The sequence below is a fragment of the Hydrogenophaga sp. genome, assembly GCF_030158645.1.
Lineage (GTDB): Bacteria > Pseudomonadota > Gammaproteobacteria > Burkholderiales > Burkholderiaceae_C > Hydrogenophaga.
The window spans coordinates 47,851-60,861 of record NZ_JAOASO010000048.1 but is presented as its reverse complement, the minus strand read 5'-3'; the positions used below and the strand labels follow the sequence as shown (position 1 = coordinate 60,861).

The window sequence follows — 13,011 nt, the reverse complement described above, 5'->3', positions numbered from 1 at the left end:
CTCCATCTGCTCATGCAGTTCTCAGTGTGTTGCATCGACCAGTTGAATCCGCCGCCGAAAGCGGAAAGCCAGCCAAGCGTACCCCAAGTCCGACAGCATTTTGAGCGGTTGGTGAGTTGATCCGCTCAAGCATTTGGGCCTCCGAAGAATCGTGGAAGCCGGTTGGTCAAAGTCAGGCACCGATTGCGGCCTGACTGTCGAGATGAACGGTAGAGGATTCATGCCGGAGGGCCCGTCGCAAGCACTTTGGAGCAATCGCACTGCCTTTCGCCTGCTTTTTCGCGCCTTGCCATCCCGCAGGGCCAATAGCATCTGCCCACACGGCGGTCTTTCGGGGTCGTCACTCGTGGCAGTCGCGGGAGGTGCAAGCCTTTACGCGTTCAAATGCGGTGGCTTTGCAACATGCGGTTCTCGATTCCTGGCCTCACGTTCGCGCTGTTCGTCGCCCTCCTCGGCGGGCCGGCCCTGCCAGCAGGCGCCACGCCATCACCCCACATGCCAGGTGTCGCTGCGTTGGCGTTGGCCCGACAGGTGATTGCCGCGGCAGACCACGGAGGCCTGCCTTTCGCTGTCGTCGACAAAAAGGCTGCTGTGCTCACGGTCTTCCTGGGCGACGGCCAGCTCGTCGGCTCCACGCCGGTGCTGCTGGGGGCAGACCATGGCGACCGGGCCGTGCCGGGCGTAGGGGCACGTACCCAGAGCGGACAACTGCGAAAGGGCGACCGGGTGACCTCGGCAGGCCGATTCGTCTCCCAGCCTGGCCGCAACCTCGCGGGCGAATCCGTGGTCTGGATCGACTACGACAGCGCGCTGGCCATCCACCGATTGCGCCCGGGAACGTCGCAGCAGCACCGCGCGACGCGCCTGGCCTCGGTAGGTCCGCAAGCGCGCCGCGTATCGGCCGGCTGCGTGGTGGTGCCGGTGGCGTTCTATGAAGCTGTCGTATCGCCTGTGCTGGGTCGCAGCCGCGCTGTCATTTACGTGATGCCTGAAGCCGACGGGGCGGCGGACGAACCATTGGCCCCCAGCAACGCCTGAGTGAATTCTCTGGCTGCCTAGGGCAGGGCCCGGCCGGCGGTTACAAGTCGGCCCGCCGGATCGTTTCTAATGTCGCCTTGGCCACGGGTCTTCCCGCCTGGTCACCGCTGACGGGCGTGCACGCCCCGACAAGTCGGCAACCCACCCTGTTCTTGATGCCGTTTGCGCCTGTGGGGCGCCAAGGAATGCTTTTTTGCGCAGCAACTTCAACCGCTCAGCCCTGGTGCGCCAGATCGCTGGCTGGCAGCCCGCGCCGACGGACCTGCCACGCCAGGACCTGGCCGAGCGCCTGGGCCAGTGGTTCAACGTGGCCGATGCCATCGCGCTGAGTTCGCTCCACCAGGCCCTGCCCGCCGTGGCACGTGCCCGGCGCCCGACGGTGCCGGCGAGCGCCTGCAAGGTGCAGGCCGAGCTGCAGCGCGTGCGCGCCACGCTGAGCCAGGCCATCACCCGCCCACCGCTGGCGCCGGGCGATGAGGGCACCGACGACCACGACGCCGGCTTTGCACCGCACCACCAGCGCTGCCTGGAACAACAGCGCCGCATGGACATGAGCATCGAAGCGCTGCGCGACCATGTGCGCAAGACCTTGTCGTTGACTTCAGCGCGGCTGGCCCAGCTCGCCGCGCTGGACGCCGTGCTCGAGCCCATGCTGGGCGGGTGCGAACAGCGGCTGCTGGCCACGTTGCCCGGCTTTCTCAAGGCGCGCTTTGCGCATCTGCGCCAATCCCACCCCGGCGGCTGGCAGCCGCTGTTTGAACACGAGCTCCAGCAAACGCTGCTGGCCGAGCTCGACCTGCGGCTGCAGCCCGTGGTCGGCATGGTCGAGGCCCTGAGCCAGGAAGTGACACAACATCCATGAATTCGAACTCCGCGAACCGCCTCTTCGTCCTCGGCGCCTTTGTCCTCGGCGTCATCGCCGTGGTCTGGGTCGGCCGGGGCTTCGTCGGCACCAGTGCCATCGCACTGGCCATGACGCTGGCCATCGGCGCCACCTACCTCGTGGGCGCACAGGAGATACGGCGCTTCTCCGCGCACACCGCTGCGCTGGCGCAGGCAGTGGCCGAGGTGCCGCAACCACTGGAACAGTTGGGTGATTGGATCGCCCGCCTGCCCCCCGCGCTGCAAGGCCCCGTTCGCTCCCGCATCGAAGGGGAGCGCAGCGCCTTGCCCGGCCTGGCGCTCACGCCGTACCTGATCGGCCTGCTGGTGATGCTGGGCATGCTCGGCACCTTCCTGGGCCTGGTCGTCACTTTCCGTGGCGCCGTGTTCACGCTGGAGGGCACGGCCGATCTGCAGGCCATCCGCTCCGCGTTGGCCGAACCCATCAAGGGCCTGGGGCTGGCGTTTGGCACCTCGGTGGTGGGCGTGGCCACCTCGGCCATGCTGGGCCTCATGTCGGCCATCAGCCGGCGCGAGCGCCTGCGGGTGGTGCGCGAACTCGACGCGCAAGTCGCCACCGTGTTCCGTCCGTTTTCGCTCGCGCATCAGCGCAATGAGACCTTCAAGGCATTGCAGCAGCAGGCCGGTGCCCTGCCAGCGGTGGTGACCCAGCTGCAGGCCCTGATGGAGCAGATGGAGCGGCGCGGTCAGCAGCTGGACGATCAGTTGCTGGCGCGTCAGGAGGCGTTTCACCGCGAGGCGAACGCGGCCTACCGGGCGCTCGGCCAGTCGGTGGCGCGGTCGTTGGACGAGAGCCTCTCGGCCAGCGCGCGCCTGGCGGGCGAGACGCTGCAACCGGTGGTGGAGAACGCCATGACCGCCATCGCGGCCGAGTCCACGCTCCTGCACGAGCGCGTGGGGCAGGCGGTGCAAACGCAGCTCGGTGAACTCGCCAGCCGCTTCGGTGCCACGGCCAGCGACGCGCTGGCGGGCTGGACCAGCGCCTTGCAGCAGCACGCGCGCAGCGGGGAGGAGCAGGTCGCGGGTCTGGAGCGCTCGCTCGCAGTCTTCAACAGCAGCTTCGAGCAGCGCTCGTCGGACCTGATCGTCCGCGTGCAGGACACCGCTGCGCGCGCGCACGCCGAGCAGACCGCCGCCGAACAAGCGCGCCAGACCGCCTGGACCCAGTCCCTGCAGGCCCTGGCCACCACCGTGCAAACCGAGTGGCAACAACTCGGCGCGCAGACCCTGGCGCAGCAGCAGGCCGTGGGCCAGACGCTGGCGCAGACCGCCACGCGCTGGCGCGACGAGCTGGCCGCTTTGCGCAGCGAGGAAGCCACGCGCGGCGAGGCGGCTGTGCAGCGCCTGGCCGAGCTGCAGGTCTCGCTCAATGCCCAGGTGAGCACCCACCTGAGCGCGCTGGGCACTGCGATCGAAGCGCCGATGGCGCGCCTGATGGAGGCCGCGTCGGAGGCGCCCAAGGCCGCGGCCGAGGTGATCGCGCAGCTCAAGCGCGAAACCACGCAGCTCGGCGAACGCGACAACCTGGCACTGCAAGAGCGCACGGCCCTCATGAACAACATCGGCAGCCTGCTGCAGACGGTGCAGCAAGCCACCGGCGAGCAGCGCGCGGCCATCGAATCGCTGGTCACATCCGCCAGCAGCGTGCTCGACCAGGTGGGCCGCCAGTTCGCGGAGACGGTGGGCGCTCAGGCCCACCGCGCCGACGACGTGGCCGCGCAGGTCAGCGGCAGCGCCATCGAGCTGGCCGCGCTGGGCGAGGCCTTTGGCCACGGCGTGCAGCTCTTCGCCGCCACCAACGAAAAACTCATCGACAGCCTGCAGCGCATCGAAGCGGCGGTGGGCCAGTCGATGCAGCGCAGCGACGAGCAGCTGGCGTATTACGTGGCCCAGGCGCGCGAGGTGATCGACCTGAGCATCAGCTCGCAGCAGGGCATCGTCGAAGACCTGCGGCGCCTGCGCAGTGACCAGATGCGCCCGGTGGAGAGCACCGCGTGATGACCGGGCTGGACGACACCCTCGACGATGTTGCGGACGATCAGACCGCACCGGTCTGGGCCGTGTTCGGCGACCTCATGGCCGGTCTGGTGGGCGCCTTTGTGCTCATCCTCATGGGCGTGCTGGTGGTGCAGATGGACCTGGTGGCGAGCCTGCAGTCGGAGGTGCAGAAACGGCAGCAGGAAGAGGCCCGCCGCATGGCGCTGGAAAAGGCGCTGGCCATTCCGCTGCAGAGCGGGCGTGTGACGCTGAACAACGGCCGCATCGGCATCAGCGGCAGCGTGCTGTTTCCGTTGAACTCCGATGAACTGCGCCCTGAAGGTCGCCAGGTGCTCAAGAGCCTGGTGCCGCCGCTGCAGGTGTACCTGGGCGAGCGCGACGAGATGCTGATGGTCAGCGGTTTCACCGACGACCGCCCGGTGCAGGCCAACAACCAGCGCTTTGCGGACAACCTCGAACTCTCGGCGCAGCGCGCGCTCACCGTGACCCGCGCGCTGATCGAAGAAGGAATGCCGCCGCAGCGCGTGTTCAGCGCGGCCTTCGGCGCCGAACAACCCGTGGCATCCAACACCGATGAGAAGGGTCGCGCGCTCAACCGACGGGTGGAGATGGCGCCTGTGCCCAAGGCGGCCAACGCCGTGAAAGCGACCCCGCGTGAGTGACCCGGTGCATGACCATTACGCACAGGCCTTGCGCCGGCGCATGCTGACCGCGCCCGAGGCCGTGCAGCGCGTGTTGCAGAACCGTCTGCAACGCGCCATGGCCGGGCGGGCGGAAGCCGCTGCATCCGCTGCGCCCGTCGTCGATGTGAAAAAAACCGTGTCGCCACTGGCGCGGCTCAATCAGAGCCTCGCCGCCGCCACGCAGGCCGGCCCTGACCTCAGGAGCGCAATGCGCTTCCAGGAGACCTGGTCGCGCATCTGCGCTGAAGACGACGTGACCGAAGCCGTGCAGCGTGGTCCGGAGAACGCGGGTCCGCTCAACTCGCACCGGCTGGTGCTGCGAACCCTGGGCATCATGCGCGACCTCTCGCCCGATTACCTTCGGCGTTTCATGACGCACGCCGATACGCTGCTGTGGCTCGAGCAGGCGCACGGTCGGCTCAAGGAACCGCCAGGCAAAACAAAGCCCGCCAAGGCGGGCCGTGTGAAACGCTGAGGGTCAGCGATCCGGGTGGAAGGTTCCGCCCGGGCCGCTGCCACCGGCTCAGATCTTGGCGGTGGTGATGAAGCTGTCGTAGCGCCACTCGGAGAAGCGGCTCCACAGGATCTGGTCGCGCTGGAAAGCGCGCATGTCCTGGTGGATCTTCTTGAACTCGGGCGACTTCGCTTCGTGCGTGGCGAACACTTCCATGGCGGCCTTGAAGCCGGCGTCCATCACGTCCTTGGTGAAAGGCTTGAGCTTGGTGCCGCTGCCCACCAGGCGCTTGAGCGCCACCGGGTTCAGGGCGTCGTACTTGGCGGTCATGTCGCGCGCGGCCACGGCACCGGCGGCGCGCACGATGGCCTTGTTCTCGGGCGACAGCGCGTCAAACGCTTTCTTGTTGATGAAGAACTCCAGCTCGGCGCCACCTTCCCACCAGCCGGGGTAGTAGTAGAACGGAGCCACTTTGTTGAAGCCCAGGCGCTCGTCGTCGGCCGGGCCGACAAACTCGGTGGCGTCCAGCGTGCCTTTTTCCAGCGCCTGGTACACCTCGCCAGCGGGCATGTTTTGCGCCACCACGCCCAGCTTGGCCATGGTCTCGCCGAACAGGCCGCCACCCAGGCGCATCTTCAGGCCCTTGAGGTCGGCCACGCTCTTGATTTCCTTGCGGTACCAGCCACCCATCTGGGTGCCGGTGTTGCCGGAGCTCATCGAGACCATGTTGAACTTGCCGTAGAACTCGTCCATCAGCTTGCGGCCGTTGCCGTGTTCCATCCAGGCGTCCATGTGGCGCGCGGTCAGGCCAAAGGGCACAGCGCAGCCGAACGCGAAGATGGGGTCTTTGCCGGTGAAGTAGTAGGGCGCGGTTTGCGCCATTTCGATGGTGTTGTCCTGGATGGCGTCAACCACACCGAAGGCGGGGACGATGTCGCCCGCGGCGTGCACGGAAACTTCGAACTTGCCGCCCGAGAGGGCCTTGACGGTTTCGGAGAACTTTTCGGCGGAACCGAAGATGGTGGGCAGCGACTTGGGGAAGCTGCTGGCCAGGCGCCAGCGCACGGCGGCCTGTGCGTGCACAGCGGGGGCGATACCGGTGGTCAACACGCCGGCGATGCCAGCGTTCTTGATCAGTGAACGACGATCCATTGAACTTGTCTCCAGAGGGAAGATGGCGGTGAACAGGCACGGAACTCCCATGCCCTTGGGGGGTGTCAAGTGTGCCATTTCCTGAAATGGCGGTGGCCTCAGCCGGTACCCGGCGCGACACCGGTGTGCAGCTGTCCTCAGCGCCGGATGCGGTGGCCGGTCTTGAACACCCACCACACCACGCCCAGGCAGGTGAACATGAAGGCCAGCGTCATGCCGGTGCTCACCGCAATGTGCACGTCGGCCGCGCCATAGAAGGCCCAGCGCAGGCCGCTGATGAGGTAGACCACCGGGTTGAACAGCGACACCGTCTGCCACACCGGCGGCAGCATGTTGATGCTGTAGAACGCACCGCCCAGGAAGGTGAGCGGGGTGATGATGAGCAGCGGAATCACCTGCAGTTTCTGGAAGCTGTCGGCCCACAGGCCGATGATGAAACCGAACAGGCAGAAGGTGATGGCGGTGAGGATGAGGAAGCCCACCATCCACACCGGGTGCGCCACCTCATACGGCACGAACACGCGCGCCGTCAGCAGGATCAACAGGCCCAGCGTGAGGCTCTTGGTGGCCGCCGCGCCCACATAGCCCAGCAGCACCTCGACCCAGTTCACCGGTGCGCTGAGCAGCTCGTAGATGGTGCCCGACCATTTGGGCATGTAGATGCCGAAGGCCGCGTTGGAAATGCTTTCGCTCAGCAGCGAGAGCATGAGCAGGCCGGGGATGATGTAGGCGCCGTAGCTCACGCCGTCGATGTCGCCCATGCGCGAGCCGATGGCCGAGCCGAAGACGATGAAGTACAGCGAGGTGCTGAGCACCGGCGCGATGATGCTTTGTGCCCAGGTGCGCAGGGCGCGGTTCATTTCGAACTGGTAAATGGCCCTGACCGCGTGAATGTTCAACCCCATCATGCTCGGGCCTCTTCTTTCTTCTCATGGACCAGGCTGACAAAGATGTCCTCCAGTGAACTCTCGCTGGAGCGCAGGTCCTTGAAATGGATGTTGTTGTCGGCCAGCGCGCGCAGCAGCTCGGCGATGCCGGTGTCTTCTTTCTGCGCGTCGAAGGTGTAGGTGATGGCGTGACCGCCCTCGGTGATCTCGAGTGCCCACGTTGCGAGCGCATGGGGAACCGTCTCGATGGTCTGCTGCAGCGTGAGCGTGAGCTGCTTCTTGCCCAGCTTGCGCATGAGCACGTGTTTGTCTTCCACCAGGATCAGCTCGCCCTTGGCGATCACGCCGATGCGGTCGGCCATGTCTTCGGCTTCTTCGATGTAGTGCGTGGTGAGGATGATGGTGGTGCCCGCCTCGCGCAGCGCCCGCACCATGCGCCACATGTCGTGGCGCAGTTCCACGTCCACGCCGGCGCTGGGCTCGTCCAGGAACAGGATCTTGGGCTCGTGCGAGAGCGCCTTGGCGATCAGCACGCGGCGCTTCATGCCGCCCGAGAGCGCCATGATCTTGCTGTCCTTCTTGTCCCAGAGCGATAGGTCCTTGAGGATCTTCTCGATGTAGGCCGGGTCGGGCGCCTTGCCGAAGAGGCCGCGGCTGAAGCTCACCGTGGCCCACACGGTTTCAAACGAATCGGTGTGCAACTCTTGTGGGACCAGGCCGATGGCGGCTCGTGCAGCGCGGTAGTCGCGCACGGTGTCATGACCATCGGCCAGCACCGTGCCCTCGGTGGCGTTGACCATGCCGCAGATGACGCTGATCAGCGTGGTCTTGCCGGCGCCGTTGGGGCCGAGCAGGGCAAAGATTTCACCGCGGCGGATGTCGAGGTCCACGCGCTTGAGCGCCTGGAAACCGCTTGCGTAGGTTTTGCTGACGCCGCGCACGGAGACGATGGCCGCGCGGTCGGCGGTGGCGGGGGATGGGGACATGGGATCTCCACGGAGGGTGGATGAAAAAGAGGCTGGATTCTAGGCTGTATCTGTGTACAGTGTTTGAACCATGTCCACTGTCCACATTCCGCTGCAGGCCATCAAGGGCCGCGGTCTGGCCCAGCACCAGCCGCACCGCTTCGAGCGCGACGCCCGGGAAGCGTTTGACGATGGATGGGGCGCGTTCGACGATGCGGTGCAGGCGCGTGACGAAGCGCCGCCGCCGGCCACCGAGGTGAGCTTTGAAGACGCCAAAAGCGCCATCACCCACAACGACTCGCCCGACATCGGCTTTCGCCTCGGCCTCAACCCGTACCGGGGCTGCGAACACGGCTGTGTGTACTGTTACGCGCGGCCCAGCCACAGCTACCTCAACCTCTCGCCGGGCATCGACTTTGAAACGAAGCTGATCGCCAAACGCAACATCGCACAAGTGCTGCAACGCGAACTGGCCAGCCCGCGCCACGTGCCCGAACTGCTCGCCATCGGCACCGTGACCGACGCCTACCAGCCCGTCGAGCGCGAACTGCGCCTCATGCGCGGCGTGCTGCAGGTGCTGGGCGACACGCGCCACCCGCTGGCCATCGTCACCAAGGGCAGCGGCGTGGAGCGCGACATCGACCTGCTCGCGCCGATGGCCGCGCAGGGCCTGGCGGCGGTGTACGTGACCATCACCTCGCTCGACGCGAAACTCACCCGCCGGCTGGAGCCGCGCGCCGCCGCGCCGCACCGCCGCCTGAGAACCATCCGCACGCTGGCCGAGGCCGGCATCCCGGTGGGCGTGAGCGTGGCGCCGCAGATTCCGTTCATCAACGACGACATGGAGCAGGTGCTGGAGGCCGCGTTCGAGGCCGGCGCACGGCGCGCCTTCTACACCGTGCTGCGCCTGCCGCACGAGTTGAGCCCCATGTTCCGCCAGTGGCTGGAACTGCACCACCCGGACCGCGCCGCGCGCGTGATGGCCCGTGTGCAGGAGATGCGCGGCGGGCGCGACTACAACGCCGATTTTGCGCAGCGCATGAAGGGCAGCGGCGTGTGGGCCGACCTGCTGCGCCAGCGGTTTGAAAAGACCTGCGACCGCCTCGGCTATGCGCGCGAACGCGAGCCGCTGAACACCGGCCTCTTCAGGCCGGCGGGTCTGCGGGGGCAGCAGTCGCTGTTCTGAGCAGGTCCAGCGCGTCCGTGCGCCAGTGGTGCAGGGCCTCGTAAAAGCCTTCCCACACGCAGCCATTGCAGCCACGTCCGCAGCACGTGGTGGGTTCGGGCGGCGGTGGGCGCAGCGCGGCATCGAGCACCACCCCCTGGCGCTGCGCGAGGCCACGCAGGTGGGCCACAAGGGCTTGTGCCGTGGGCAGGTCGCCCAGTGGCACACCGGCCGGGTCGTGAAGCACAAAACGGGGTTGCGTGCGGCCTTCGAACTCGCCGGTTTCGCCGAACATGGCCGCCGGCCGCACCCACTGGCCCCAGCCACCGTAGAGCGCGCGGTACAGCGTCATGCCCTGCAGGGTTTCGCTGCAGCGCACGGTGTCCAGCACTTCGTACCAGCCGCCCTTGTAGTGGCGGTAGAGGCCGGGCGGGGTGGGGTTCAGCGGGGGCAGGTCGTGGTTGGTCATCGCGGGTGTCAGCGCTTGAACTGCAGCAGCACATGGGCCGCCATGCCGCGCGCGAGTTCTGTATCGCCCAGGAACACGGTGCCCAGGCTTTCGCTCTTGAGCAGCTCGGCTTCTTCTTCGTTGTGGGTGCGCAGGATCACGTCGATCCCGGGGTTGAGCGTGCGCGCGATCTCCACCATCTTGCGCACGCTCATGGTGTCGGGGATGGTGATGACGAGCACGGCTGCGCGGGCGATGTGCGCCTGGATCAAGACCTCGGGCGTGGACGCATCACCGCTCACCGCTGCGATGCCGTCCTTGCGCAGCGCATCCACCACTTCGCGGTTTTCATCGGCCACCACGAAGGGAATGCCTTGTTCGCGCAAGGACTGCGCGATGCGCTCGCCCACGCGGCCATGGCCCACCAGCACGACCTGTTTGGCCAGCAGGGAGGCGTGGGTGGAGGCCGGCAGCTCGGCCAGTGGGTCGTCTCGCGCTTCGAGCTGGCGCGCGTAGGCCGAGCGCTCGCGTATCCAGGCCTGCATGGGCTCCACCGCCGAGAACAGCGCGGCGTTGGCCGCAATGGAAATGAGCGCACCCGCCAGCACCAGGCTCTGGCCCTCCACCGGCATCAGGTTCAGCGCCACGCCCAGGCCCGCGAGGATGAAGGAGAACTCGCCGATCTGCGCCAGGCTCACGCCCACGGTGAGTGCGGTGTTCAGCGGGTAGCTGAAGAGCAGCACCAGCGCCACCGCCGCCACCGTCTTGCCCAGCATGATGATGGCCACCACCGCCAGCAGCTTGAGCGGCTCGTTCCACACCACGGCGGGGTCGAACAGCATGCCCACCGACACGAAGAACAGCACGGCGAAGGCGTCGCGCAGCGGCAAGGATTCGTCGGCCGCGCGGTGGGCAAACTCGGACTCGCGCATCATCATGCCGGCGAAGAAGGCGCCCAATGCGAACGACACATCGAACAGTTTGCCCGCGCCGAACGCCACGCCCACCGCCACCGCCACCACGCTCAGCGTGAACAGCTCCTGCGAGCCGGTGCGCGCCACCCACCACAGCGCCTTGGGCAACAACCGCCGCCCCACCACCAGCATGAGCACGATGAAGGCGGTGACCTTGGCCAGCGTGATGCCCACCGCCCGCCAGATGTCGCTGCCTTCGGCGGCGGCCGCCCCCTCGGCCGGTCCGATCACACCGGCCAGTGCCGGCAGCAGCACCAGCACCATCACCATCACCAGGTCTTCCACCACCAGCCAGCCCACCGCGATCTGGCCGTTGATGGACTTGAGCAGGCCCTTGGCCTCCAGTGCGCGCAGCAGCACCACGGTGCTGGCCACCGACAGGCACAGGCCAAACACCAGCGAACCCGCGAGGCTCCAGCCCCAGAAATGCGAGACGGCCATGCCCAGCAAGGTGGCCACCGCAATCTGCACGATCGCGCCCGGCACGGCGATGCGGCGCACCGCCATGAGGTCGTTGATCGAGAAGTGCAGACCCACGCCGAACATCAGCAGCATCACGCCGATCTCGGCGAGCTGGCCCGCCAGACCCACGTCGGCCACGAAGCCGGGTGTGGCCGGGCTGATGACGATGCCCGCCAGCAGATAACCGACCAAGGGCGGCATGCGCAGGCGCACCGCGAGGTACCCGAAGACCATCGCCAGGCCGAACCCTGCCGCAACCGTGGCGATCAGGCTGACGTCGTGCGGCATCGGCGGGGCCTTTCTGTGGACGGGGTGGTGGGCGGTGCTTGCGCCGGTGGCGACCGGTGTTGCGTCCGATTATGGAGGGCACTGGTGCGATGAAGGGTCGAGCACCTGCCGAATCCCGGCGTGCCGCTTATCCTCAAACCCTCGCGACGCACGCACCCGGAGTGACCACCCATGCTCGACCTGCTGATCACCCACGCCACCCTGCCCGATGGCCGCACCGACATGGGCGTGGCGGTGCAGGGCGGGCGCATCACCGAGGTGTCCGCAGGCCTGACGGTGCCCGCGCATGAAACCGTTGACGCGCAGGGCCAGTTGCTCACGCCACCCTTTTGCGACCCGCATTTCCACATGGACGCCACGCTGAGCCACGGGCTGCCGCGCGTGAACCAGAGCGGCACGCTGCTCGAAGGCATTGCGGTGTGGGGCCAGCTCAAGCCGCTGCTGACCGAAGAAGCCCTGGTGGAGCGCGCGCTCGCCTACGGCGATTGGGCCGTGGCCAAGGGCCTGCTCGCCATCCGCAGCCACGTGGACACCAGCGACGCCAGCCTGCTGCCGGTGCGCGCCATGCTGGAGGCCAAACGGCGCATGGCGCCTTACCTTGACCTGCAGCTGGTCGCGTTCCCACAAGACGGCGTCCTGCGAACCCCGGGCGGGCTGGACAACGTGAGGCGCGCACTCGACCTGGGTGTGGACGTGGTGGGCGGCATTCCGCACTTCGAGCGCACGTACGCAGAGGGCACCGCCAGCGTGAAGCTGCTGTGTGAACTGGCCGCCGAACGCGGCCTGCCGGTGGACATGCACTGCGACGAGAGTGACGACCCGCTCTCGCGCCACATCGAGACGCTGGCCTTCGAAACCCACCGCCTGGGCCTGCAGGGCCGCGTGAACGGCTCGCACCTCACTTCGATGCACAGCATGGACAACTACTTTGTGTCCAAGCTGATCCCGCTGATCGCCGAGTCGGGCGTGAGCGCGGTGGCCAACCCGCTGATCAACATCACGCTGCAGGGCCGGCACGACACCTACCCCAAGCGTCGCGGCATGACCCGCGTGCCCGAGCTCATGGCTGCTGGCGTCACGGTGGCCTTTGGCCACGACTGTGTGATGGACCCCTGGTACCCGCTGGGCAGCGGCGACATGCTGGAGGTGGCCCACATGGGCCTGCACGTGGCGCAGATGACCAGCCAGGCCGGCATGCGCCAATGCTTCGAGGCGGTGACCACGAACGCCGCGAAGGTGATGGGGTTGAGCGGCTTTGGCATTGCGCCTGGGTGTGACGCCAGCTTCGTGCTGCTGCAGGCGCGCGACCCGATCGAGGCCATCCGCCTGCGCGCCACGCGGCTGAAGGTGTGGCGCAAGGGCCTCCTGCTGTCGGAGACGGCGCCGCCGGTGCCGCACCTGAGCCTGCCCGGCCGCACCGGAGCGCTGGCTTGACCGCGTTCGGCCCACGCGCGCTGGGCGCGCGCCTGGAGCGCCTGCAGGCCTCGGCGATGTGGAGCGGCCTGGCCATGCACGCGTGCAAAGATCCGGCGATCGCCAGGGCCCGCGAGCTGCCCCGGCCGCTGGACTGAGTGCGCTGACGAACAGACAGCAA

The 13,011-nt window shown here is 67.4% G+C and carries 13 protein-coding genes and 1 pseudogene; 8 read left to right on the top strand and 6 right to left on the bottom strand.

The genetic code is table 11. The features are described from left to right. Positions 1-402: 402 nt before the first annotated feature. The 5 genes from Q1W68_RS05685 to Q1W68_RS05665 all read left to right on the top strand — a co-directional run bounded on the left by Q1W68_RS05685 (position 403) and on the right by Q1W68_RS05665 (position 5,097). On the top strand, positions 403-1,038 hold the full coding sequence (locus Q1W68_RS05685; RefSeq protein WP_300660486.1) for a L,D-transpeptidase: 636 nt from the start codon (positions 403-405) through the stop codon (positions 1,036-1,038). Between the two features lie 193 nt (positions 1,039-1,231). Further along, positions 1,232-1,900 (top strand): DUF3348 family protein, encoded by a 669-nt coding sequence (locus tag Q1W68_RS05680; RefSeq protein ID WP_300715819.1) that lies wholly within the window; start codon positions 1,232-1,234, stop codon positions 1,898-1,900. Beyond that, positions 1,897-3,939, top strand: a complete 2,043-nt coding sequence (locus Q1W68_RS05675) for a DUF802 domain-containing protein (protein WP_300649769.1) — start codon at positions 1,897-1,899, stop codon at positions 3,937-3,939. The genes Q1W68_RS05680 and Q1W68_RS05675 overlap by 4 nt, the downstream gene beginning before the upstream one ends. Beyond that, complete coding sequence (locus Q1W68_RS05670) at positions 3,939-4,601, top strand: OmpA family protein (RefSeq protein ID WP_300649771.1); 663 nt, start codon at positions 3,939-3,941, stop codon at positions 4,599-4,601. Before Q1W68_RS05675 ends, Q1W68_RS05670 begins: the two co-directional genes overlap by 1 nt. Continuing rightward, entirely contained in the window at positions 4,594-5,097 is a 504-nt protein-coding gene (locus Q1W68_RS05665; protein ID WP_300658560.1) for a DUF2894 domain-containing protein, read from the top strand. Before Q1W68_RS05670 ends, Q1W68_RS05665 begins: the two co-directional genes overlap by 8 nt. 48 nt (positions 5,098-5,145) lie before the next feature. On the opposite strand, the gene dctP is transcribed toward Q1W68_RS05665, so the two are convergent. The 3 genes from dctP to Q1W68_RS05650 all read right to left on the bottom strand — a co-directional run bounded on the left by dctP (position 5,146) and on the right by Q1W68_RS05650 (position 8,101). After that, positions 5,146-6,228 (bottom strand): TRAP transporter substrate-binding protein DctP, encoded by a 1,083-nt coding sequence (dctP, locus tag Q1W68_RS05660; protein WP_300715818.1) that lies wholly within the window; start codon positions 6,226-6,228, stop codon positions 5,146-5,148. A gap of 137 nt (positions 6,229-6,365) precedes the next feature. Beyond that, positions 6,366-7,127 (bottom strand): ABC transporter permease, encoded by a 762-nt coding sequence (locus tag Q1W68_RS05655; protein WP_300658564.1) that lies wholly within the window; start codon positions 7,125-7,127, stop codon positions 6,366-6,368. Between the two features lie 5 nt (positions 7,128-7,132). Then, positions 7,133-8,101, bottom strand: a complete 969-nt coding sequence (locus Q1W68_RS05650) for an ABC transporter ATP-binding protein (protein ID WP_300715817.1) — start codon at positions 8,099-8,101, stop codon at positions 7,133-7,135. A 70-nt stretch (positions 8,102-8,171) separates the two neighbouring features. Between Q1W68_RS05650 and Q1W68_RS05645 the strand changes: the two genes are divergently transcribed. After that, entirely contained in the window at positions 8,172-9,266 is a 1,095-nt protein-coding gene (locus Q1W68_RS05645) for a PA0069 family radical SAM protein (protein ID WP_300715816.1), read from the top strand. Here the strand turns inward: Q1W68_RS05645 and Q1W68_RS05640 are convergent. The 3 genes and pseudogenes from Q1W68_RS05640 to ybaL all read right to left on the bottom strand — a co-directional run bounded on the left by Q1W68_RS05640 (position 9,226) and on the right by ybaL (position 11,417). Continuing rightward, on the bottom strand, positions 9,226-9,435 hold the full coding sequence (locus Q1W68_RS05640) for an oxidoreductase-like domain-containing protein (RefSeq protein WP_300655832.1): 210 nt from the start codon (positions 9,433-9,435) through the stop codon (positions 9,226-9,228). The two genes, Q1W68_RS05645 and Q1W68_RS05640, sit on opposite strands and share 41 nt — an antisense overlap. 57 nt (positions 9,436-9,492) lie before the next feature. Beyond that, positions 9,493-9,714 (bottom strand): annotated as a pseudogene (locus tag Q1W68_RS05635) (DUF1653 domain-containing protein); the annotation flags it as partial. 8 nt (positions 9,715-9,722) lie between these two features. Then, a complete protein-coding gene (gene ybaL, locus Q1W68_RS05630; RefSeq protein ID WP_300715815.1) occupies positions 9,723-11,417 on the bottom strand; it encodes a YbaL family putative K(+) efflux transporter in 1,695 nt (564 codons plus the stop codon). 171 nt (positions 11,418-11,588) lie between these two features. On the opposite strand from ybaL, the gene Q1W68_RS05625 reads away from it, so the two are divergent. Together Q1W68_RS05625 and Q1W68_RS05620 are read left to right on the top strand one after the other, a co-directional pair. After that, positions 11,589-12,851 carry an amidohydrolase family protein gene (locus Q1W68_RS05625; protein WP_300655826.1) on the top strand — a complete coding sequence of 421 codons (1,263 nt, stop codon included), beginning with the start codon at positions 11,589-11,591 and terminating at the stop codon, positions 12,849-12,851. Further along, positions 12,848-12,988 carry a hypothetical protein gene (locus tag Q1W68_RS05620; protein ID WP_300658572.1) on the top strand — a complete coding sequence of 47 codons (141 nt, stop codon included), beginning with the start codon at positions 12,848-12,850 and terminating at the stop codon, positions 12,986-12,988. The genes Q1W68_RS05625 and Q1W68_RS05620 overlap by 4 nt, the downstream gene beginning before the upstream one ends. Positions 12,989-13,011 lie beyond the last annotated feature (23 nt).

What these genes read in the sequence shown, in the direction of transcription:
- Q1W68_RS05650 (WP_300715817.1), bottom strand. Translation starts at nt 8,101, where the DNA reads ATGTCCCCATCCCCCGCCACCGCCGACCGCGCGGCCATCGTCTCCGTG.
- Q1W68_RS05625 (WP_300655826.1), top strand. Translation starts at nt 11,589, where the DNA reads ATGCTCGACCTGCTGATCACCCACGCCACCCTGCCCGATGGCCGCACC.
- ybaL (WP_300715815.1), bottom strand. Translation starts at nt 11,417, where the DNA reads ATGCCGCACGACGTCAGCCTGATCGCCACGGTTGCGGCAGGGTTCGGC.
- Q1W68_RS05685 (WP_300660486.1), top strand. Translation starts at nt 403, where the DNA reads ATGCGGTTCTCGATTCCTGGCCTCACGTTCGCGCTGTTCGTCGCCCTC.
- dctP (WP_300715818.1), bottom strand. Translation starts at nt 6,228, where the DNA reads ATGGATCGTCGTTCACTGATCAAGAACGCTGGCATCGCCGGCGTGTTG.
- Q1W68_RS05675 (WP_300649769.1), top strand. Translation starts at nt 1,897, where the DNA reads ATGAATTCGAACTCCGCGAACCGCCTCTTCGTCCTCGGCGCCTTTGTC.
- Q1W68_RS05670 (WP_300649771.1), top strand. Translation starts at nt 3,939, where the DNA reads ATGACCGGGCTGGACGACACCCTCGACGATGTTGCGGACGATCAGACC.
- Q1W68_RS05645 (WP_300715816.1), top strand. Translation starts at nt 8,172, where the DNA reads ATGTCCACTGTCCACATTCCGCTGCAGGCCATCAAGGGCCGCGGTCTG.